This window comes from Paenibacillus sp. ATY16, from assembly GCF_003399985.2.
Classification (GTDB): Bacteria; Bacillota; Bacilli; order Paenibacillales; family Paenibacillaceae; genus Pristimantibacillus; species Pristimantibacillus glycanilyticus.
Map to the genome: position 1 here is coordinate 38,920 of NZ_NMOK02000008.1, position 21,728 is coordinate 60,647.

Genomic DNA, 21,728 nt, shown 5'->3' on the forward strand with positions numbered 1-21,728 from the left:
AGCTTATCCATACGCCTGCGCTTGTCTAATAGTTATGTGGAGTTGGACGAGATTATGCGCATAAAAGGCATAACAAAAAGAAGACAGTCACGGATCTGTCTCTTTGTGCTGGCAAAACAAAAAGAGACAGATCAAATCTGGCTCTTTGCTGCCTTGCTTATAGAAGCGCAGTAGAATTACTGCGCCGGAACTTGTGGAGTCAGAACAGCTTTGCGGGACAGATTGATACGACCCTGCTGATCGATTTCCGTAACTTTAACCGTAATTTGGTCGCCAATCGCAACAACGTCTTCTACCTTCGCTACGCGCTCAGTGGACAGCTGCGAAATATGAACGAGACCGTCTTTGTTCGGCAGAATTTCAACAAACGCACCGAATTTTTCAATACGTTTAACTGTTCCGAGATAGACCTCGCCAATAACGACTTCTTTTACGATACCCTCGATGATGGCCTTCGCTTTTTGATTCATCTCTTCGTTCGAAGAAGCGATAAAGACCATACCATCCTGCTCGATATCGATTTTTACGCCGGTTTCTTCAATAATTTTATTGATGATTTTACCGCCGGAGCCGATAACGTCACGGATCTTATCAGGGTTGATACGAAGGGTAAGGATCTTCGGAGCGTATTGGGACAAGCTCGAACGCGACTCGGACATAACAGCCGTCATTTTACCGAGAATGTGCATACGGCCAATACGGGCTTGTTCCAGTGCCTGCGACAGGATCGCACGGTCGATTCCGTTAATTTTAATATCCATTTGAATAGCTGTAACACCTTGGGCAGTACCTGCAACTTTAAAGTCCATGTCGCCAAGATGATCTTCCATCCCTTGAATATCGGACAGGATCGAGAAATGGTCTCCGTCTTTGATCAGACCCATTGCAATACCTGCTACCGGGGCTTTAATTGGTACGCCTGCATCCATCATAGCGAGCGTGCTCGCGCAAATACTTGCCTGCGAGGTCGAACCGTTCGATTCGAGAACTTCGGAAACCAGACGGATGGTGTAAGGGAATTCCGTTTCGGATGGAATAACCTTCGAGAGAGCGCGTTCGCCAAGTGCACCGTGACCAATCTCGCGGCGGCCAGGAGGACGCAGAGGACGGGCTTCGCCCACGCTGAATGGCGGGAAGTTGTAATGATGCATGAAGCGTTTCGTCTCTTCCGGGCTAATGCCGTCCAAGATTTGAACATCGCCAAGCGCACCAAGCGTACAGATACTGAGCGCTTGTGTTTGTCCACGTGTGAACAAGCCGGAGCCGTGCGTACGCGGCAGCAGAGCAACATCACACTCAATGGGACGGATCTCATCGAGAGCGCGGCCGTCAGGACGTACTTTATCATGCGTAATCAATCGGCGTACTTCTTCTTTGACGATGTCATACAGTACTTCCTTCACATCGGCAAGAAGCTCTGGAGTTTCGGCATACGCTTCTTCAAAATGAGCAACGGTGTCACCGTTAACAGCGTCGATCGCATCTTGACGTGCATGCTTCTCCGGAATACGGATCGCTTCAACCAGCCTGTCCGAAGCAAAGGCACGAACGGCGGCATTCACTTCAGCGTTAACCGCGTGAAGTTTTACTTCCATTTTTGGTTTGCCCGCAGCGGCTTGCAATTCTTCGATCGTAGCGACGATTTTCTTGATCTCGTCATGCCCGAACATGATCGCTTCCAGCATCACGTCTTCCGCAACTTCATTACCCTCGGCTTCGACCATCATGATTGCGTCTTTTGTGCCGGCCACCGTTACGAAGATTTCGGTCTCCGCTTCTTGTTCCACCGTCGGGTTAATGATGAATTGACCATTGATTCGACCTACATTTACACCGCCGATTGGACCGTTAAATGGTACGTCGGAAATGCTCAATGCCGCGGAAGTACCAATCATTGCCGCGATTTCCGGCGTGCAGTTCTGGTCTACGCTCATTACGATATTAGCTACTTGTACATCGTTACGGAAGCCTTCCGGAAACAGCGGACGAATCGGACGGTCAGTCAAACGGCTGCTCAGGATCGCTTTCTCGCTAGGACGTCCTTCGCGCTTGATAAATCCGCCAGGGATTTTGCCAACCGCATATAAACGTTCTTCATAGTTAACAGTAAGCGGGAAGAAATCGAGGTCTTTCGGTTCAGCCGAGGCCGTTACCGTACAAAGAACGACGGTATCCCCGTAGCGTACCGTTACTGCTGCATTAGCTTGCTTCGCCAAACGGCCTGTTTCAAGAACAAGCGGTCTGCCGCCTAATAACATCTCTACTCGTTGCAAACGTATTCCCTCCTAAAAAAGTAATGAAGCCACACTTGCTTCATGCGCAAGCATGTACTTAAAGTCGTAGTTATGTAACCATTGGTTTTCATTACATTCGTGAACAGGGCTGATATATCCTGCTGAATGTTGTGATATTACAAAAAGCAACCCGATTCTGCCGGTTCCGGTAGCCCGGACGGCAAGACAACCAGGTTGCTTTTCATGAAACATGTTCTAGCGGCGAAGGCCGAGTTTTTCGATCAATGCGCTGTAACGTTTAACATCTTTGTTTTTCAGGTATGCCAACAGCTTACGGCGTTGACCTACCATCTTGAGCAGACCACGGCGGGAATGATGATCTTTCTTGTGCTCCCGCAAGTGTTGCGTCAAGTTCACGATGTTTTCCGTCAGGATAGCCACTTGAACTTCCGGGGAACCCGTGTCGCTCGCGTGTGTTTTGTGAGTCTCGATCAGTTGTGTTTTACGATCTTGTGTAATTGCCATCCTTGTTCACCTCCTATTTCAGTTAATCGCCATTAGCCTCGAAACCGCCGGTGAGAGCTGATTTCCAAGCTAAGGTTCAAATGCGGTACGATAACGGACAAGCCGCTCTCGCCCACAACGTTACCTAGTATAGCACAATGAAGAAGGCAAGTAAATGCCGCCGCCTAGGACAAACCAAAGAATTGCTTGGTTTGCTTCGCGTCTTCCCCAATCTGCTCGATTAATTCATGCACGGAACCAAACCGTTTCTCCGCACGGATAAAGGAATGGAACTCTAAAGTGATTGGTTCTCCATAAATCTCTTGATGGAAATCGAACAGATGCGCCTCTAATACGGGACGGATCTCTTCTTTGTTAAACGTCGGCTTCATTCCGTGATTAAGCACGCCGTAATAAGTTTTTCCTGCCAACTTGGCCTTGATGGCAAACACCCCTAGACAAGGCGTTACGTAAGGCTTGGACAAACCTACATTGGCTGTCGGGAAACCGATCGTTCTACCGCGGGCATCGCCGTGCACAACAATGCCTTCCACTTCATAAGGACGGCCAAGAAGAGTTGTTGCCAGCGCAATGTCACCCTTCTCCAGTGCGGCACGGATATACGTGCTGCTTACCTTCTCGCCATTCTCGTAAAGAGGCTCAACAATATCGACGGTAATATCGGGACTGCCCAGCGTCCTCATAAGTTCCGGATTGCCCATGCCTTTAGCGCCAAAAGTGAAATCAAATCCGACAATAACATGCGCGGCATGCAGAGGACGCAGCACTTCATCCACAAACTGCTGCGGACTGATTGCCGCAAAGGTCAGATCGAAATTCACGACAAGCATGATATCTACGCCAAGCTCGGCAAATAAAGCCCTCTTCTCTTCCGGCGGCGTCAAGCAGCTGAAATATTGATCGCCTTGTCCGAGAACCTCTTTCGGATGCGGCAGGAAGGTCATAACGGCAGACAAAGCCCCTGTATCCTTCGCTATTTGTACCGCCTGGGTAATTACGTTCCGATGGCCGCGGTGAACACCGTCAAAATGTCCGATTGCCACGGCAAGCTTCTTGTTCTGAAGCAAAGCCGGGTATTCGGATAAAGGATAAGTAAGGGATATAATTTCCATGCTGATACACCTGCAATTCCTCTATATAATCCCGGTTAGGAGAATACTTTCACCGGCTTAAGCGCCAATGCTTGATCATCGGCCTCAAAAATTCCGATAAAAGCATCATTCTCGCCATAAAGGCGTACGAGACTGCTGGAATCGAAGGAAGCGGCCATCCGATTGTACGGTATTTTCTGCCCTCGAAGCGCCATCTCGGTAACCGCTGCATTTGCTTGAACCCGCTGAAGATGATCAATCGCGATATCAGCCGGAAGCACTTTCTCCTCCAGCTTCCCTGCAGCCTGCAGCTCCTCCAGCTCCTCAATCGTGACGCATTGCTCTCTCGTAATGCCTCCGGACATCGTCCGGGTAAGCTCTGCCATCGCAGCCGGAACGCCCAGCGCACGGCCGATATCTACGCATAACGTACGAATATACGTACCTTTGGAGCAGATGACGGAAAAGGTGAATCGAGGCTTATCCGCGTCTAGAACCGCGTCAAGAAGATCAATCTGATGGATTGTCACTTTGCGTGATTTCCGTTCAATGGTTTTGCCTTCCCTTGCGAGCTCATAGAGCCGCTTCCCGTCTACCTTCACGGCGGAGAACATCGGCGGAACCTGATCGATCTCTCCAACAAAGCTTTGCAGCACCTGCAGCACCTGTTCTCTCGTAACCTTAATACCAGTCTGCTCTTCAAGGACTGTCCCCGTCAAGTCTTCCGTATCCGTAGCCGTACCTAGCTGAATAACGGCTTCGTAGGCTTTAGGCCTCTCCTGCAAATATTCAACCACCCTTGTAGATCTTCCGAGGCATAGCGGCAATACTCCGGTCACCATCGGATCAAGAGTTCCCGCATGCCCGATACGCTTCATGCGAACGATTCGCCGTACTTTCGCCACTACATCATGCGAAGTCCAACCGGCAGGCTTCCATACGGCAATAATTCCGTCCATCTATTCATTCAACGCCTTTCTAACCGCTTCGACAAGCTCCTGCATCGCTTCCGTAAGCGTCCCTTGCATCCGGCAACCGGCCGCGCGGACATGTCCGCCGCCGCCCAATGCTTGAGCTATGGCAGCTACGTTCGCTTTTCCCGCAGATCGAAGGCTTGCCTTAACTCCGCCATCTTCGGTTTCCTTGAAAAGAATCCCGACTTCCACTCCGTCTATATTAAGCGCGTAATTAACGATCCCTTCCAGATCATCGGGCACAGCGCCTACCTCTTTCATATCATTCTTGCCGACATACAACCAGCCGATTTGTTGATCATCCGTAAAGGTCAGTCTCGCCAAGCAGCGCTGAAGAAGCTTCAGCTTAGCCATCGTCATTTTCTCAAGCAAATGATCGGCAAGCTGATGCCCCGGCGCACCATGAGAAAGCATGCGGGAAGCAACATCCATTACTTTTGGACTCGTATTGGAATACCGGAAACCCCCGGTATCCGTAAGCAATCCGGTATAGATGGCCGTCGCGCACTCCACATCGATGTTTAAACCGGACAAATCAATCAGATCGAACAGGATCTCGACCGTGGCCGCAGCGTCGGGACGAATGACATTAACCGCGCCAAACCCGTCGTTGGTCGGGTGATGGTCGATATTAAGTATTTTCGCATCCTGCGCAAACAAGGCTGAAACCTCGCCAATACGCCGAAAATCGGCGCAATCGACCGCAATGACATGCGTGTACGTTTGCCCCGGCTTATCTTTGCGATAGTTGACGATTTGATCAAAGCCTCTTAAGTAGTTAAGCCGTGAAGGAGATTCTCCTTCATTGATCAGCGTTTTTGTTTTCCCCAATTGATCAAGCATCCAGCCTATTACCGATGTAGAGCTGATCGCATCTCCATCGGGCTGCACGTGGGAGACGACCAAGAAGTCGTCTCCTTCCCGCATAAATGCAAGTGCAGCTTCAAGCTGTTGCCCGTAGTCAACGCCGGCCGTCATTGGCCTTTGTTCCCACGGTTGATTTCTTCAAGCAGCCCTTCGATGCGGCTGCCATACTCGATGCTGCTGTCGAACTTGAACAGCAGCTCCGGCGTATGACGGAGACGCATCCGCTTGCCAAGCTCGGAACGGAGATATCCGTTTGCTTTTCCAAGCGCTTTAAGGGTTTCTTCCTTCTGTTCTTCGCTGCCGAGCACGCTGAGGTAGACGCGCGCCTGGGAAAGGTCGCTTGTCGCCTCAACACCTGTTACCGTAATAAATCCGATACGAGGATCCTTCAACTCGGTCTGGATAATTTGGCTCAGCTCTTTTTTAATCTGTTCGCCGACCCGTCCTACACGAATTTTAGCCATGCGTTAATCACCTCTCTACGGACTCCATTACGAAGGCTTCAATAATATCCCCTTCTTTGAAGTCGCTAAACCGCTCGATCGTAATACCGCACTCGTAGCCTTGAGCAACTTCTTTAACATCATCCTTGAAGCGTTTAACGGTATCCATTTTGCCTTCGAATACAACGATACCGCCGCGGATGACGCGAACTTCGGAGTTACGCGTAATTTTGCCGCTGATAACCATACATCCGGCAATAGCGCCAACCTTGCTGAGCTTAAAGATGTTGCGGACTTCCGCTTGACCTTGAACAACTTCTTTGAAGATTGGATCCAGCATGCCTTTCATGGCTTGCTCAATCTCTTCGATTACGTTGTAAATAACGCGGTGCAGACGAACATCCACTTTCTCTTGCTGTGCGGCAAGATCAGCTTGCGGCTCAGGACGAACGTTAAATCCGATTACGATAGCGTTGGATGCCGCAGCCAAGTTGATATCGGATTCCGTGATCGCGCCTACGCCGCTGTGAATGATCTTGATGCGAACGCCTTCGATTTCAATTTTCCCAAGGGAGCCTTTGAGGGCCTCTGTCGAGCCTTGAACGTCAGACTTGATAATGATGTTAAGATCTTTGATCTCGCCTTCTTGAATATGCTTGAACAGATCGTCAAGCGTAACGCGGGAATTCGCGCCAAGCTCCGACTGACGTTGTTTGATCGAACGACGGTCAGCAATCGCTCTTGCTTTGCGCTCGTCTTCAAATACCATAAACGGATCGCCTGCAAGCGGTACTTCTGTCAAACCGGTAATCTCAACCGGAGTAGAAGGACCGGCTTCTTTGATACGGCGGCCTTTATCGTTCACCATTGCGCGGACACGACCGAAGCAGTTACCGGCAACGAAAGCATCGCCAATCTTCAGCGAGCCGTGTTGTACGAGAACGCGTGCTACCGGACCTTTACCTTTATCCAGCTCGGCTTCAATAACCGTACCGCGTGCGCGTTTGTCGGAATTCGCTTTGTAATCATTAACTTCAGCCACGAGCAGAATCATCTCGAGCAGCTCTTCCAGACCAAGGCGTTGCTTAGCCGATACGTTAACGAAGATGGTATCGCCGCCCCATTCTTCCGGAACGAGTTCGTATTCCGTAAGCGCCTGTTTGATTTTGTCAGGATCCGCGTCCGGTTTATCGATTTTGTTAACCGCTACGATAATAGGCACGCCAGCCGCTTTCGCATGGTTGACTGCTTCAACCGTCTGAGGCATAACGCCGTCATCGGCTGCAACAACGATGATCGTAATATCCGTTACTTGAGCACCGCGTGCGCGCATGAGCGTAAACGCTTCGTGACCCGGTGTATCGAGGAACGTAATTTTCTTATGGTTGATCTCAACTTGGTAAGCACCGATATGCTGAGTGATGCCGCCTGCTTCGCCGCCCGTTACGTTTGTATGACGGATAGCGTCGAGAAGGGTTGTTTTACCATGGTCAACGTGACCCATAATCGTTACAACCGGTGGACGAGTCGTCAAATCCGCTTCGTCATCCACTTCTTCCACGGTTTCGAAGGTATCTTCTTCAACCGGAATTTTCACTTCAACCTCTACGCCAAATTCTTGAGCGATCAAAAGAATGGTATCCATGTCAAGTTCTTGGTTGATAGTAGCCATTACGCCAAGAGAAATAAGCTTCTTGATAACTTCGGAAGCATCCTTATGAAGCAGCTTAGCCAAATCGCCTACTGTCATCGTACCGCGCACAATGATTTTCTTAGGCGTATTGTCGATTTTCTCGCGTGGAGGCTGCTGCGAATGGTTACGGTTGTTTCTGCCGCCTTTGCCGCGACCGTTAGGATTCGTTCTAAAGTTCGGCTTCCCGTCGTCGAAACGCTTTTGGCTTCCGTTGTTGCCACCCGTTCTGTTTTTGTTTACCGCATTGTTGCCTTTACGGTTGTTGGTTTCGCCTGCCGCAGTACCACGCGAAGTTGGTGCCGGACGGGACGAATCGAACGTACGGTTTTGTCCGCCGCCTTGACCTTGCGGACGGTTACCGCCTGGTGCGCCGCCGCCTTGCGGACGGTTGCCGCCCGGTGCGCCGCCTTGACCTTGCGGACGGTTAAATCCGCCGCCGCCTTGACCTTGCGGACGATTGCCGCCTTGGCCGCCTTGACCTTGCGGACGGTTGTATCCGCCGCCGCCTTGCGGACGATTGCCGCCTTGACCGCCTTGACCTTGCGGACGGTTGTATCCGCCGCCGCCTTGCGGACGATTGCCACCTTGACCGCCTTGACCTTGCGGACGGTTGTATCCGCCGCCGCCTTGCGGACGATTGCCGCCTTGACCGCCTTGGCCTTGATAAGAACCTTGACGGTTGCCGCTGTTCTGCGGTCTGTTATTGCTGCTTGCGCTATTGTCGCTTGTGCCGGCGTTAGCCTGGCTAGCGTTCGTTTGACTTTCGTTTCCTTGCTGACTTTGCGGACGTTGTTCTTGTTGCGATTGGTTGGTTTCGGATGTCGTTTTAATAGAATTCATAGGCCCCTGTCTGTCCTGAGATAGATTTTTTTGTACCGTTTGATTTTGCTGCTTGCTTGCGGTCTGTGCCTGTGGCTGAGGTGCCGCCGATACGGTAGCACTGCCCGATTCCTGGGCACGCTTCGCAGCCGCATTTTGCTTGATATCGCGGAAGAAGCCTTCCACTTTTTGAACCATTTCGTTTTCCATGACACTCATATGATTATTAACGGGCAGATTAAGCCGTTTAAGAATCGTTATAATTTCTTTACTGCTCATGTTTAGCGATTTCGCGTATTCGTATACGCGTGTTTTATCTTTATTGTCCTTGCTGTTGTCCTGTTGTTTGCTCAATATTATCCACCTCCGAATTTTGACTCAGATGACCTGCAATCATTTTTCCGAACTTTGCGTCAGTTACCGCCAGTACGACTCGTTCCGGCTTTCCAATGGCCTTTCCAAGCTGATCGCGGTCAAATGCTTCGGCGAGCTGTACCCCGTAGGTGTTGCATTTGTCGCGAAACTTCTTCTTCGTGTTCGGAGAAGCGTCGCCCGCTATGATCACGAGCTGTGCTTCACCTTTACGAACCGCCTTGAGCACAATTTCATCTCCGGTAATAAGCTTTCCGGCTCTCATGGCCATTCCGAGCGAAGACAAGCCTTTATTCATCTTCATCGCTTTCCCGCTCCTTGCCTGCCAGAAACTCGTCCTCAACCGCTATGAAATCCTGTTCAAGCTGGTCGTAAATCGATGCGTCGACTGCCTGCTTCAATGCCCGGTCAAGCGCCTTGGACTTCTTAGCCAGCTTGAAGCAGCTGACCTGTCCACATAAATAGGCGCCGCGACCGGCTTTTTTCCCCGTCAGGTCTATAAGCACTTCTTCGTTTGGTGTCCGAACAACCCGGATGAGTTCTCTTTTTGGCTTCATTTCTTGGCATGCCACGCACTTGCGAAGCGGCACTTTTCTCGGTCTCACCGCACACCCCTCCTTTGCCCGTTAATGGACCCAAGATGTAAGCCTGCTGTTAATCGATAGAAACGGAATCCTGGTGCATGGTGCCTGCCGTTGTTTTCGGACGGCCGTACTCCTGCTCCGCTTGCGTTTCGCTCTTAATATCGATTTTCCAGCCAGTCAGCTTCGCGGCAAGGCGCGCATTCTGACCTTTAATGCCAATCGCGAGAGACAGCTGATAATCGGGTACGATTACGCGGGCCATTTTCTCTTGCTCGAATACGATAACCTCCAGCACTTTCGAAGGGCTAAGCGCATTCGCTACATATTCCTCTACGCTCTCCGACCAGCGGACGATATCGATCTTCTCGCCGGTAAGCTCGTTGACGATGGTTTGCACGCGCATTCCTTTAGGGCCTACGCAGGATCCAACCGGATCAACCTCTTCGTTACGCGAATAAACGGCAATCTTCGAACGGAAGCCTGCCTCGCGGGCAACGGAACGGATCTCGACTACGCCGTCGTAAATTTCCGGAACTTCAAGCTCGAAGAGACGCTTCAAAAGGCCGGGATGAGTACGGGACAAAATAATTTGAGGCCCTTTGGTCGTATTTTCTACCTTTGTGATATACGACTTCACGCGGTCGCCATGCTTGAATTTGTCCGTAGGCATCAGCTCGGTAAGAGGAAGAACGGCTTCAACCTTGCCAAGGTCAACAAACAAATTGCGAGTATCCTGGCGCTGAACGATACCGTTAACGATATCCTCTTCCTTATCGATAAACGCGTTGTAGATTAAACCGCGTTCCGCTTCGCGAATACGCTGCGTAACAACCTGCTTGGCTGTTTGGGCGGCAATACGGCCGAAGTCGCGAGGCGTAACTTCGATATCCGCGATGTCGTCCAGCGTATAGTGAGGGTTAATCTCACGCGCTGCGTCAACTGTAATTTCTAGACGAGGGTCGAGCACTTCGTCTACAACCGTCTTGCGAGCGTATACTTTAATAACGCCGCTATGGCGGTTAATGTCCACGCGTACATTTTGCGCTGTGTTGAAGTTGCGCTTGTAGCTCGATATCAAAGCCGCTTCAATCGCTTCTAACAGCACTTCCTTCGCAATCCCTTTATCCCTCTCGATTTCCGACAATGCTTCAATAAAATCCATGCTCATTGGAATGGAGTTCCCCCTTTCAAAAATAAACCGCTATTTAGAACACAATCGCAAGACGGGCGCCCGCGACCTTGGCGTAAGGAATGACATGCTCTTTTTTGCCGATTTTCACGGTAGCCTGTTCGCCGTCAAACGCGGTAAGCTGCCCTTCAAATTCCTTGGAACCGTCAATCGGCTCGTAAGTCGTTATGTAGACATGCTTGCCGACTGCCTTGCGAACATCTTCCGGCTTCTTAAGCGGCCGTTCCGCACCCGGGGATGACACTTCCAGGAAGTAAGCATCGGAGACCGGATCGTTCTTATCCAGTTCTTCGCTCAAAAATTCGCTGATTCTGCCGCATTCGTCAATATCGATGCCGCCTTCCTTGTCCACGAACACCCGAAGGAAGAAGTTGCTGCCTTCCTTGACGTACTCAATATCAACAAGTTCAAATCCATTGCTGTTGAGGAAAGGAGTAACCATAGCCTCAACGACGGTTTTGATTTTGGATGTGCTCAATCGGTGTAACCTCCTGTTTCTTCGTACGCCTGCAAACGGCCGATTCGTATGCGAAAAAAGCCGTTTACAAAACGTAAAGAGTGGGTTTCCCCACTCTCTGCTTCAAGTCTCTATCCACATCATTGCCACAAAAATTATATCATAACCGCATAGGGGTGACAAGAAATGTTTTCTAACACGCAGCGCCTAGAACAAGGACAGCTGGTTGGATTCCGGCAATCCGCGGAAGCATCCCATGCCCGTCAATACCTCGATAATCGTCTTACTTGCCTTGGATCTCTGCTGGAAATCTTCGATGGACAGGAACTCTCCGTCATCCTTGGCAGCCGCGATGTTGCGCGCCGCATTGTCCCCGATACCGCCAATGGCCGAGAACGGAGGAATGAGCGATTCGCCGTCAACGATAAACTTCGTTGCATCCGAACGATATAAATCGATCGGTTTGAAGGAAAAGCCGCGGGCCGTCATCTCAAGGGCCATTTCCAACAAGGAAATACTGTTCTTCTCTTTGGTCGTGGCGTTAAAGCCCTTGTCCTCGATTTCGATGATCTTCTTCTGAATGGCATCATAGCCTTGACAGAGCAGCTCGAGGTCGAAATCTTCCGCGCGAACCGAGAAATACGTTGCATAGTATTGAATCGGGTAATACAGCTTAAAGTAGGCGGTTCGAACCGCGGAAATAACGTAAGCGGCGGCATGCGCCTTAGGGAACATGTATTCAATCCGCAGACAAGAGTCAATGTACCACGCCGGCACCTTGCAGCGCTTCATCTCTTCGATCCATTCCGGCGTAAGACCCCTGCCTTTACGCACGCTTTCCGTGATCTTGAAGGCAAGTCCGGCATCCATACCCGCTTTATAGATGAGATACAGCATGATATCGTCACGGCAGCCGATAACGGTCTTGATGTTGCAAGTGCCTTTCTTGATCAGCTCCTGCGCATTGCCGAGCCATACCCCGGTACCATGCGATAGTCCCGAAATCTGAAGCAAGTCGGCAAACGACGACGGCTGCGTCTCCTGAAGCATCTGGCGTACGAACTTCGTCCCCATCTCCGGCACGCCGTACGTTGCAACCGGTGTTCGGATTTGCTCCGGTGTTACGCCTAATGCTTTGGTCGAGTTAAACATGCTCATGACTTTAGGGTCATTCATCGGAATCGTTGTTGGATCAACGCCCGTCAAATCCTGCAGCATCCGCATCATGGTCGGATCATCGTGACCGAGGATATCAAGCTTCAGCAAGTTGGCTTCGAAGGCGTGATAATCGAAATGAGTCGTCTTCCATTCGGCGTTCACGTCGTCCGCCGGATATTGCACGGGAGTAATATCTTCGACTTCCATATAATTCGGAACAACAACGATACCGCCCGGATGCTGGCCCGTACTCCTCTTTACGCCGGTTACGCCTGATGCAAGGCGGGACAATTCCGCGCTGCGCCAAGTTTTACCATGATCCTCGGCATACTTTCGGGCAAATCCATAACCGGTTTTTTCGGCTACCGTACCGATTGTGCCGGCACGGAATACGCATTTGTCGCCGAACATGATCTTCGTAAAGTTATGCGCCGTCGGTTGGTATTCACCGGAGAAGTTAAGGTCGATATCGGGAACTTTATCGCCCTTGAAGCCAAGGAAGGTTTCGAACGGGATATCCTGTCCTTCTCCCTTCATTGGCAAATTGCAATTCGGACAGTTCTTGTCCGGCAAATCAAATCCGCTTGGGACGCTGCCGTCCAGGAACCATTCGCTATGCCGGCATTCCGGATTCTTGCACAAATAATGCGCCGGCAGCGGATTAACCTCGGAAATGCCAAGGAACGTCGCAACGACGGAAGAACCTACCGAGCCCCTCGAACCTACGAGATAACCATCGGCATTGGACTTCTTAACGAGCTTCTCCGAAATCAAGTAGTTGGCGGAGAAACCGAATTTGATAATCGGTACAAGCTCCTTCTCGAGCCGGTCGATAACAACCTGCGGGAGATCTTCGCCATACATCGATTTCGCTGTGTTATAGCATGTACTCCGGATTTCTTCTTCCGCGCCTTCAATAATCGGGGTAAACAGCTGGTCCGGGAACATCTCGAACGGCTCAAACCGGTCAGCGAGTTCAATCGTGTTCTTAACAACGACTTCGTAGGCTCGCGCTTCTCCGAGGAAAGCAAACTCGCGAAGCATCTCATCGGTCGTCCGCAAATGGGCATCCGGCTTTCGGATGTCCTTCAGCGGGCTGAATCCGGTAATGCCATGAATGGCGATATCGCGATACAGCTTGTCCCTTGGATTCAAATAATGGACATTGCCCGTTGCGATAACAGGCTTGCCAAGCTCATCTCCGATCTCGCAAATGCGGCGCATGGCCTGCTCAATCTCGGCGCGGCTGCCTACAAGTCCCTTATCAACAAGATGCATGTAGAAGTCAATCGGCTGGATCTCGAGCACATCGTAGAACCGGGCAACCTCAAGAGCTTCTTCATAAGATTTATTGAGCACCGTCTCGAAGAATTCACCCTTCTCGCAGCCGGAAATAACAAGAATGCCTTCACGCATGTCGACAAGCTTGCTCTTCGGAATGCAAGCAACCCGTTTAAAATGCTCGGTATGAGAAATCGAAACCATCTTGAACAGATTTTTTTTGCCAACCGCGTTTAACGCGTAAATATTGCAATGGAACGGCCGGGAATTGGAAATGTCCAGACCGACATAATCGTTTAATTGATGAAGTCCCGTAATATTGCGTTCTGCCGCGTCATTGATGAGGCCATACATTACACCGCCGAGAGCAACGGAGTCGTCTACGGCACGATGATGATTCTCAAGAGAAACTTTGTATTTCGTTGATAATGTATTAAGTCGATGGTTCTTAAGCGTCGGATGAAGGAATCTTGCGAGCTCCAGCGTATCAAGCACCGGATTCGTTAATTCCGGCAAGCCGATAGACTTAAGATTGGCTTGAATAAATCCGATATCAAACCTTGCGTTATGGGCGACCAGAATGCAATCCCCTATAAAATCGATAAATTCGCGAAGCTTCGGTTCAAGCTCCGGCGCATCCTTGACCATATCATCATTGATATTCGTCAACTGCTGAATATGGTAAGGGATTTTCTCATGCGGGTTTATAAAGGTGGAGAACCGGTCAATCTCTTTGCCGTTTTGCATTTTTACGCCAGCAAGCTCAATGATTTTATTATTAATAATGGATAAGCCCGTGGTTTCAATATCAAATACGACATACACGGCGGAAGCAAGCTGGTCTTCTCTTGGGTTCAGAACCATCGGTACCGCGTCATTTACAACATTTGCTTCAAGGCCGAATAAAACCTGAATATTATTTTTCTTTGCAGCCTTGAATGCTTCCGGGTAACAATGAATATTGCTGTGGTCCGTAATCGCAATCGCCTTATGTCCCCACTTGGCGGCCATCTTCACGTACTCGCCAATCGGAGTAACCGCGTCCATCGCGCTCATGGTGGAATGAAGATGGAATTCAACGCGTTTTTCCTCCGCATTGTCTTTGCGGTCCGGCGGCGAAGAGATTTCCTGAAGATCATTAGGGATCATCACAAGCTCAGGCTCCTGCATGAAGCGATCGTAATCGACCTTGCCTCGCGCCTTCACCCATTTGCCATTCGATAGCAGACTCAGGATTTTTACGTCTTCCTTGTTCTTGGCAAACATCTTCATTGCCATGGAATCCGTAAAGTCCGTTACGTTAAAGGTGAACAAGGTCATTCCGTTGCGGAGCTCCTTCACCTCTAGGCCAAATACAGCCCCCTGAACCGTAACCTTCTTCTCTTCTTCACGGATGTTCATAAGCGGGGTAGGTTCATCGCGAATGTCATAACCCATTGCCAGTTTGACAGGCTCTTCATCGCCTTCTGCCTCATTCGACTCGGCAACGCTCTCCATAATCTGAATAACGGCTTCCCTCTCCGCTTGATCCCGCTTCTGCTGGAACTCCTCGTAAGCATCCTGTCTGACCTGCTCGCCAACCTCCAGCTTAACCCGGTAATTCCGACTGAAGGTACGTTCGTAAAAGCTGCTGATCGCTTCGTCGATCTTCTTCTTCTTGGCCAGCTCCAGCCCCATGCCATCCAGCATCGATACGGCAATCATCTCGTCTGTCGGCTCCATGCCGGCTTTGCTTAACCAGCCGTTAACCGAAGCGTTTTCCTGCTGTACCCATTCCAAGAACAAAGGCCAATATTCCCGGGCGATGTCTGCCGAGGGAACGGCATCATCATAAAGAAGCTTAAAAGAAGTTTCGGCTATATGAGAGAACTTCATATTTACGGCTTGGGTTAAAGCCATAAACGCTTTATAAGGAACTAAAGACGTTTTGCGAATGCAAAACGTCCATTTTCTGTTGCTTTTCCCTACAATGACTTGCTCGATGTAACCGTCTTTGTAATAGGAATTTATAATTTCGAGCGGCAGCCCCGCTTGCTGCATAAGCAGCTCAAAGCGCTGCCGGTTGTCTCCGGTTTGGCTCATGGCAATCAATCACTCCTGTACGATCCAATCCGATCGATGCTTTTAGTAGGCACGTGCAAATACGACCGTGTGCTCCGCATGATCACCGCATACGAGACATTTGCTTTTCTTCTTCTCCGGTTCAAACGGAATGTTGCGGCTTGTTGCTCCAGTCTCTTCCTTTACTTGCTTCTCGCAAGCAGCGGAACCGCACCAACCAGCCAGTACAAATCCACGTTTTTCTTCCATCGAAGCTTTCATCTCGTCAAGCGTCTCTACGTCGTAGAAATTATCTTCACGGAATTTTTTCGCTTTTTCAAACATATCGCGTTGAATATCGGCAAGCATCGTTTCCACTTCCGCGATCAGGTTATCCTGGCGGACGATCCGTTTCTCGCCGCTAACGCGCGATACAAGAACAACTTGCCCATTTTCCATATCGCGAGGACCAAGCTCAAGACGAAGCGGAACACCGCGCATCTCGTATTCATTGAACTTCCAGCCCGGACTTACGTCGGAACGGTCGTCAACTTTTACGCGTACGCCGGCTTTTTTCAGCTCCGCATAAAGCTCGTCTACCCGGCCAACCACTTGATCGCGGGTTTTAGCCGGACCAATTGGGATCATAATCACTTGAGTTGGCGCAACCTTCGGAGGCAATGCCAGACCGCGGTCGTCGCCATGAACCATAATCATAGCACCAATCAGACGCGTACTCACGCCCCAAGATGTGGTATGCGCGAATTGAAGAGTATTCTCGCGGTCGAGATATTTGATGTCAAACGCAACGGCAAATTTTGTGCCCAGATAATGGGACGTACCGGCTTGCACCGCTTTGCCGTCTTTCATCATCGCTTCGATGGAATACGTGTTAACCGCACCGGCAAAACGCTCGGACGGCGTCTTCTCCCCTTCAATAACCGGGATTGCCAGGAACTCTTCCACGAATTCGCGGTAGACCGTCAGCATTCTCATCGTTTCTTCGCGGGCTTCATCTTCGGTCTCGTGAGCCGTATGGCCTTCCTGCCATAGGAATTCGCTTGTGCGTAGGAACGGCAGAGTACGCTTCTCCCAGCGCACAACGTTTGCCCATTGGTTAATAAGGAGCGGCAGGTCGCGGTACGATTGAATCCATTTCGCATACATATGGCCGAACATCGTTTCCGAGGTTGGACGAATAGCCAGACGCTCTTCCAGCTTCTCGCCCGCTGCTTCCGTTACCCATGGCAGCTCCGGATTAAAGCCTTCGACATGCTCCTTCTCCTTTTGGAAGAAGCTCTCCGGAATAAAGAGCGGGAAGTAAGCGTTGCGGTGGCCCGTTTCCTTGAACCGGCGGTCCAGGTCGCGCTGAATATTTTCCCAGAGCTCATAGCCTTCCGGACGGAAAACGATACAGCCGCGTACCGGCGAATAATCCATGAGCTCCGCTTTCTTAATTACATCGATATACCATCTAGAAAAATCCTCGCCTTGTGGCGTAATTTCGGTAACAAACTGTTTATCCTTGGACATAACCGACTTATGGCTCCCCTCGTACCAATCGCAAAATATCATTGTAAGTCACCACAAGCATCAGCAGCATAATTAAGGCAAAACCGATGAAGTGGACCATGCTTTCCCGGCTTGGATTAACCGGACGCCCGCGAACTGCCTCGAGACCGAGGAAGATGAGCCTGCTACCATCAAGCGCGGGAATCGGCAGCAAGTTGAATATACCCAGATACAGGCTTAACAAAGCCGTCCATGACGTCAGATCCGTAATGCCTTTGCGGGCAATTTCACTGGTCATTTCCGCTGTACGCACCGGTCCGCCCAGGTCATCCAGCTTAAAGTCTCCAATGATAATCTTCTTGAAGCCTTCGAAAATACTGATTGTCATCGTCTTCATCAGCTTCGCTGCACCCGTGATCGTCTCGCCTACTGTAGCGCTGCGGAACTGATAAGCCGCTCTAAGGCCAACCTTGCCAACGCCTTGATCATCCGCAACCGGAGTCAGCTTAATCGGCTCGAGCGCTCCATTGCGGATAACGTTCAATTGAATCGGCTTGCCTGCGGAAGCGCCGATAATATCAATCATTTTGTCATAATCGGTGCCGATCTTGACGCCGTTTACGGTATCGATCAAATCACCTTTTTGCAGTTGTGCCTGCTCGGCCGGCATTCCTTTGGTTACTTCATCGACAAGCAAGCCTTGCGGCGTACCGGCGAGTTGTATGTATGCCATAAACAAAACAAACGCAAGCACAAAGTTCATAAGAGGGCCTGCAAAGATGGACATGGCGCGAGCGCCAACCGACTTGCTTCCGAATTGACGGTCAATTGGAGCAATCTGCGTCTCTTTCCCTCTCGAAATGAGAAGCGCCGTAGGATGAACGGAGAAACGGTCGTTCTCCCCTTCAACGTCGAGGGTAACGAACAAATCCTTCTCCAAGTCGATACCGGTCACTTCCCCGCGAATAACACCGCTACGCTCATCCAGGCGATCGAGATAAATCCGGGTAACCTGGTTATTCTTCACCCGAACGGCTACCGTTTGGCCGACAGTAACCTCTACAATCTCCGGATCTTCGCCTGCCATGCGGACAAAACCGCCTGCGGGCACAAGCCTCAGCGTAAAGCGAGTTTCACCGCGTTTGATCGAGAATAACTTCGGCCCGAAGCCGATAGCGAATTCCCGAACCAAAATCCCGGCGCGTTTCGCGAAAAAATAGTGTCCCCATTCATGGATGGTGACAATGACAAAAAATACGAGCACGGTCATAAATATGACCCGAATCATCTCCATAGCGAGCCTCCTGTTCGTAACGGCCTGTACATAGATTATCATTATTCTCCCGTACGATACAAGAGAACCGCAGGTTACGGCAAAAGCTAGATGACCGCAGCCTCTCCGCGAGCCCAAGCATCAATCTCCGCAATAGCCTGCAAATCATTTACTGCTGTTACCGAGTGGCGCTCGAGAACGCTCTCCAGCACTCGCTCAATCCCCAAGAAATCAATCTCCCCGTTCAAGAAACGGGCTACCGCAACTTCATTGGCTGCATTAAACACCGTTGGCGCCGAATCTCCGGCACGGCCGCAGTCAAAGGCAAGCTTGAGACAGGGGTATCTGGCAAAATCCATCTCGCGGAAATGCAGCTTCCCGATAGCCGCCAAATCAAGCCGGCCTGTCGGAGTTGGGCGGCGGTCCGGATAAGTGAGCGCATACTGGATGGGAACCCGCATATCCGGCAAGCCCAGCTGAGCGATTACGCTGTTGTCGCTGAATTCCACAAAAGAATGGATGATGCTCTCCGGATGGATCAATACCTTGATCTGATCATAGGTCACGTCAAACAGCCATCTTGCTTCGATGACCTCCAGCCCTTTGTTCACCATCGTGGCGGAATCGATCGTAATCTTCGCTCCCATGGACCAGTTCGGATGGTTCAATGCTTCGGCTACCGATACGCCTTGCAGCTGTTCACGAGTGCGATCGCGGAACGAACCGCCCGATGCCGTCAAGGTGAGTTGCTGCAAAGCCTTAAGATCTTCGCCGTTCAAACATTGGAAAATGGCCGAGTGCTCGCTGTCCACCGGAATGATCGAGACGCCTTTTTGTCTGGCGCGCTCCATTACGATATGACCGGCGGTCACAAGGGTTTCTTTGTTCGCCAGCGCAATCGTCTTGCCCGCGTCAATAGCGGCAAGAGTTGCAGGAAGTCCACGGCTGCCAACAATCGCCGTAACGACAACATCGGCATCATTATTCGCCGCGATTTCTACAAGCCCCTCCTCGCCATAGAGGACTTGCGTGCCCTCAGGCAATTCAGGCCTTGCCTGCTCCGCTAGCTCCTTGTTAGCCAAGCAAACGACCGAAGGCCGGAACTGATTGGCCTGCTCAATCAGCAGCTGGAGGTTATTGCCCGCCGATAAGCCGACAACCTGATAGCGGTCCGGATCATTGGCAATGACGTCTAACGTCTGGGTGCCGATGGAGCCGGTGGAGCCTAAAATGGTGATTTTTTTCATGGATTCCTCCTGAAACTCGTTTGATGCTTTTTTGCTCATGAGGGTAAGTACATTCGCTGCGCGAAAGTGTCATGCTTCCGATCGCTGTTGTCCCTGAGTTTCTTGAATTCAATTCGCATATAGCGGTTGAAACTCAGAGACAAAGGCGAACACTCCGTTTCTCCACCACGACACTTTCGCTCCGCTCACTCTAGAGCAACACTTACTGGCACTCCTTCCAAGTCGGAATGCCAAAGAAAAAAGATGGAGAACGGGGAAAAACGTTATTAACATGACAGAATTTCCATGTTATGAGTTATCCATAAGTGGATAACTCCGCTCTCACTTTGTTATGTAGGGATCAAATCTGTCAGCATCAACAAAGGGAACACGATAATCCAACTGTCGAAACGGTCGAGAACACCACCGTGGCCCGGCAAAATAGAGCCGGAATCCTTGATGTTGCGAACGCGTTTGTAAGCCGATTGAATGAGATCGCCTAGTTGACCGGCTACCGCAACGATAAGGCCGATCAGCAAGGATGTCCCGATGTCGATAACATGAGGAGCGCAGATCGCGAATATAAGCGCTGCGATCACCGCAAGGACAACTCCGCCGACAGAACCTTCAATTGTCTTGTTAGGGCTTATAGACGGCCACAGCTTATGCTTACCCATCGCCCGCCCGACGAAATAAGCGCCTGCATCGGACGCAACGTTGCATGTAATAATAAGAAACGACCAGAAAATGCCGTGGTGATCAAGATCGCGAACGGCATTCATCGAGCTAAAGCCGTAACCTACATATAAAGCGCCTAACAACATAAGCGAGGCGCCGTCGATGGTTATTTTGTTTTTGGTGAATACCGTCACCGCCAGCAGCAAGAAAGCCAGCACCCATAGTACGGTAATCGACGAAGGTGAATCCACGCCCATAAGCTTCCATGGCAAAACGAACATAAGCACGCCTGCATAACCAAGCAGGGACGCCGGTTCATTCCACGAGTGCCCGTTCATCTTCGTATATTCGTTAAATCCAAGCAAAGCAAGCAAGACTAGCGCAGCTGCATAAAACCATCCGCCGGCTAATAGCAGAGCAACAAATGCTGCGCCGGCAAGCAGTCCCCAAATGATTCTCTGTTTCAAGTGATGGTCACTCTCCGTTATCGATGCTATAATCCGCCGTATCGCCGTGCACGCCGCTGATATTCTTGAATGGCTTCCTGCAGATGAGCTTCAGTAAACTCCGGCCAATAAACGTTCGTAAACCACATCTCGCTATAAGCTAACTGCCACAGCATGAAGTTGCTCAGCCGGAGTTCACCGCTCGTACGGATCAACAGATCGGGATCAGGAATGTCTCCGCTTAACAATCGGCTGGAGAGCAGCTGTTCGTCAATCTGCTCGGTCGATAAACGTCCGTCCTGTACATCGGCAGCAATTTCTTTGATCGCTTCAAGCATTTCCCTGCGACCGCCGTAATTAAGAGCAAAATTGAGTACGAGTCCAGTATTATGAGCCGTTTTCGTAATAGCTTCCTCAACGGCGCTAAGCGTAAACGACGGCAGGTTTTCCTTATGCCCCATCATCCGAACTTGAACGTTTTTTTCAATGAGCTCTGCCAGCTCAATTTCCAAAAATTGCTGGGGAAGCTTCATCAGGAACTCAACTTCGTCTTTGGGCCGCTTCCAGTTTTCCGTGGAAAAAGCGTACAATGTCAAATATTTGACACCAAGACGATCTGCCTCCATTACGATCCGCTTCACCGTTTTCATACCGGTATGATGGCCGGCGATTCGTGGAAGTCCACGTTTCTTCGCCCAACGTCCGTTGCCATCCATAATAATGGCGATATGCTTCGGGACATTGTCAGCTGCCAACGGTTCAGCCGCATTCGAGGACGATTTGCCAAGTTTAGCCCAAAGTCGACTGATCATGTTTGTTCCTCCCACCCGGAATTCAAAAAACCAAACCCCACCTGTCGGAGGGGC

Annotated in this window: 17 protein-coding genes; all 17 read right to left on the minus strand. The window is 50.5% G+C overall.

Annotated elements, in window-relative coordinates; genetic code table 11:
- Window positions 1–176: 176 nt before the first annotated feature.
- Window positions 177–2,258: a polyribonucleotide nucleotidyltransferase gene (pnp, locus tag CFI03_RS05960; RefSeq protein ID WP_248756835.1), complete on the minus strand. Its 2,082-nt coding sequence runs from the start codon at window positions 2,256–2,258 to the stop codon at window positions 177–179.
- 231 nt (window positions 2,259–2,489) lie between these two features.
- Window positions 2,490–2,759, minus strand: a complete 270-nt coding sequence (rpsO, locus tag CFI03_RS05965; protein ID WP_127495788.1) for a 30S ribosomal protein S15 — start codon at window positions 2,757–2,759, stop codon at window positions 2,490–2,492.
- A gap of 164 nt (window positions 2,760–2,923) precedes the next feature.
- The gene (locus CFI03_RS05970) at window positions 2,924–3,871 is read right to left on the minus strand and encodes a bifunctional riboflavin kinase/FAD synthetase (protein ID WP_248756782.1); all 948 of its coding nucleotides are present in this window, start codon (window positions 3,869–3,871) and stop codon (window positions 2,924–2,926) included.
- Between the two features lie 35 nt (window positions 3,872–3,906).
- Window positions 3,907–4,809: a tRNA pseudouridine(55) synthase TruB gene (gene truB, locus CFI03_RS05975; protein ID WP_248756783.1), complete on the minus strand. Its 903-nt coding sequence runs from the start codon at window positions 4,807–4,809 to the stop codon at window positions 3,907–3,909.
- Window positions 4,810–5,802, minus strand: coding sequence for a DHH family phosphoesterase (locus tag CFI03_RS05980; RefSeq protein ID WP_248756784.1), 993 nt, complete (start codon window positions 5,800–5,802; stop codon window positions 4,810–4,812).
- Complete coding sequence (gene rbfA / locus CFI03_RS05985) at window positions 5,799–6,155, minus strand: 30S ribosome-binding factor RbfA (RefSeq protein ID WP_015844983.1); 357 nt, start codon at window positions 6,153–6,155, stop codon at window positions 5,799–5,801. The genes CFI03_RS05980 and rbfA overlap by 4 nt, the downstream gene beginning before the upstream one ends.
- Window positions 6,156–6,162: 7 nt before the next feature.
- Window positions 6,163–9,000: a translation initiation factor IF-2 gene (infB, locus tag CFI03_RS05990; protein ID WP_248756785.1), complete on the minus strand. Its 2,838-nt coding sequence runs from the start codon at window positions 8,998–9,000 to the stop codon at window positions 6,163–6,165.
- Entirely contained in the window at window positions 8,966–9,316 is a 351-nt protein-coding gene (locus CFI03_RS05995) for a L7Ae/L30e/S12e/Gadd45 family ribosomal protein (RefSeq protein WP_091183487.1), read from the minus strand. Before CFI03_RS05995 ends, infB begins: the two co-directional genes overlap by 35 nt.
- Window positions 9,309–9,623: an RNase P modulator RnpM gene (gene rnpM, locus CFI03_RS06000; RefSeq protein ID WP_091181683.1), complete on the minus strand. Its 315-nt coding sequence runs from the start codon at window positions 9,621–9,623 to the stop codon at window positions 9,309–9,311. Before rnpM ends, CFI03_RS05995 begins: the two co-directional genes overlap by 8 nt.
- A gap of 49 nt (window positions 9,624–9,672) precedes the next feature.
- On the minus strand, window positions 9,673–10,770 hold the full coding sequence (gene nusA, locus CFI03_RS06005; protein ID WP_127495793.1) for a transcription termination factor NusA: 1,098 nt from the start codon (window positions 10,768–10,770) through the stop codon (window positions 9,673–9,675).
- A gap of 37 nt (window positions 10,771–10,807) precedes the next feature.
- Complete coding sequence (rimP, locus tag CFI03_RS06010; protein ID WP_248756786.1) at window positions 10,808–11,269, minus strand: ribosome maturation factor RimP; 462 nt, start codon at window positions 11,267–11,269, stop codon at window positions 10,808–10,810.
- A gap of 186 nt (window positions 11,270–11,455) precedes the next feature.
- Window positions 11,456–15,769, minus strand: coding sequence for a PolC-type DNA polymerase III (locus CFI03_RS06015; protein WP_248756787.1), 4,314 nt, complete (start codon window positions 15,767–15,769; stop codon window positions 11,456–11,458).
- 42 nt (window positions 15,770–15,811) lie between these two features.
- Window positions 15,812–17,260: a proline--tRNA ligase gene (gene proS / locus CFI03_RS06020; protein ID WP_248756788.1), complete on the minus strand. Its 1,449-nt coding sequence runs from the start codon at window positions 17,258–17,260 to the stop codon at window positions 15,812–15,814.
- A 7-nt stretch (window positions 17,261–17,267) separates the two neighbouring features.
- The gene (gene rseP, locus CFI03_RS06025; protein WP_127495797.1) at window positions 17,268–18,533 is read right to left on the minus strand and encodes an RIP metalloprotease RseP; all 1,266 of its coding nucleotides are present in this window, start codon (window positions 18,531–18,533) and stop codon (window positions 17,268–17,270) included.
- A gap of 86 nt (window positions 18,534–18,619) precedes the next feature.
- Complete coding sequence (locus tag CFI03_RS06030; RefSeq protein WP_248756789.1) at window positions 18,620–19,759, minus strand: 1-deoxy-D-xylulose-5-phosphate reductoisomerase; 1,140 nt, start codon at window positions 19,757–19,759, stop codon at window positions 18,620–18,622.
- 329 nt (window positions 19,760–20,088) lie between these two features.
- Window positions 20,089–20,883, minus strand: coding sequence for a phosphatidate cytidylyltransferase (locus CFI03_RS06035; RefSeq protein WP_248756790.1), 795 nt, complete (start codon window positions 20,881–20,883; stop codon window positions 20,089–20,091).
- A gap of 26 nt (window positions 20,884–20,909) precedes the next feature.
- Complete coding sequence (locus tag CFI03_RS06040; RefSeq protein ID WP_201000470.1) at window positions 20,910–21,674, minus strand: isoprenyl transferase; 765 nt, start codon at window positions 21,672–21,674, stop codon at window positions 20,910–20,912.
- Between the last annotated feature and the right edge of the window lie 54 nt (window positions 21,675–21,728).

What these genes read in the sequence shown, in the direction of transcription:
- CFI03_RS06030 (WP_248756789.1), bottom strand. Translation starts at nt 19,759, where the DNA reads ATGAAAAAAATCACCATTTTAGGCTCCACCGGCTCCATCGGCACCCAG.
- proS (WP_248756788.1), bottom strand. Translation starts at nt 17,260, where the DNA reads ATGTCCAAGGATAAACAGTTTGTTACCGAAATTACGCCACAAGGCGAG.
- rseP (WP_127495797.1), bottom strand. Translation starts at nt 18,533, where the DNA reads ATGGAGATGATTCGGGTCATATTTATGACCGTGCTCGTATTTTTTGTC.
- truB (WP_248756783.1), bottom strand. Translation starts at nt 4,809, where the DNA reads ATGGACGGAATTATTGCCGTATGGAAGCCTGCCGGTTGGACTTCGCAT.
- pnp (WP_248756835.1), bottom strand. Translation starts at nt 2,258, where the DNA reads ATGTTATTAGGCGGCAGACCGCTTGTTCTTGAAACAGGCCGTTTGGCG.
- CFI03_RS05970 (WP_248756782.1), bottom strand. Translation starts at nt 3,871, where the DNA reads ATGGAAATTATATCCCTTACTTATCCTTTATCCGAATACCCGGCTTTG.
- rpsO (WP_127495788.1), bottom strand. Translation starts at nt 2,759, where the DNA reads ATGGCAATTACACAAGATCGTAAAACACAACTGATCGAGACTCACAAA.
- CFI03_RS05980 (WP_248756784.1), bottom strand. Translation starts at nt 5,802, where the DNA reads ATGACGGCCGGCGTTGACTACGGGCAACAGCTTGAAGCTGCACTTGCA.
- CFI03_RS05995 (WP_091183487.1), bottom strand. Translation starts at nt 9,316, where the DNA reads ATGAATAAAGGCTTGTCTTCGCTCGGAATGGCCATGAGAGCCGGAAAG.
- CFI03_RS06040 (WP_201000470.1), bottom strand. Translation starts at nt 21,674, where the DNA reads ATGATCAGTCGACTTTGGGCTAAACTTGGCAAATCGTCCTCGAATGCG.
- CFI03_RS06015 (WP_248756787.1), bottom strand. Translation starts at nt 15,769, where the DNA reads ATGAGCCAAACCGGAGACAACCGGCAGCGCTTTGAGCTGCTTATGCAG.
- nusA (WP_127495793.1), bottom strand. Translation starts at nt 10,770, where the DNA reads ATGAGCATGGATTTTATTGAAGCATTGTCGGAAATCGAGAGGGATAAA.
- rbfA (WP_015844983.1), bottom strand. Translation starts at nt 6,155, where the DNA reads ATGGCTAAAATTCGTGTAGGACGGGTCGGCGAACAGATTAAAAAAGAG.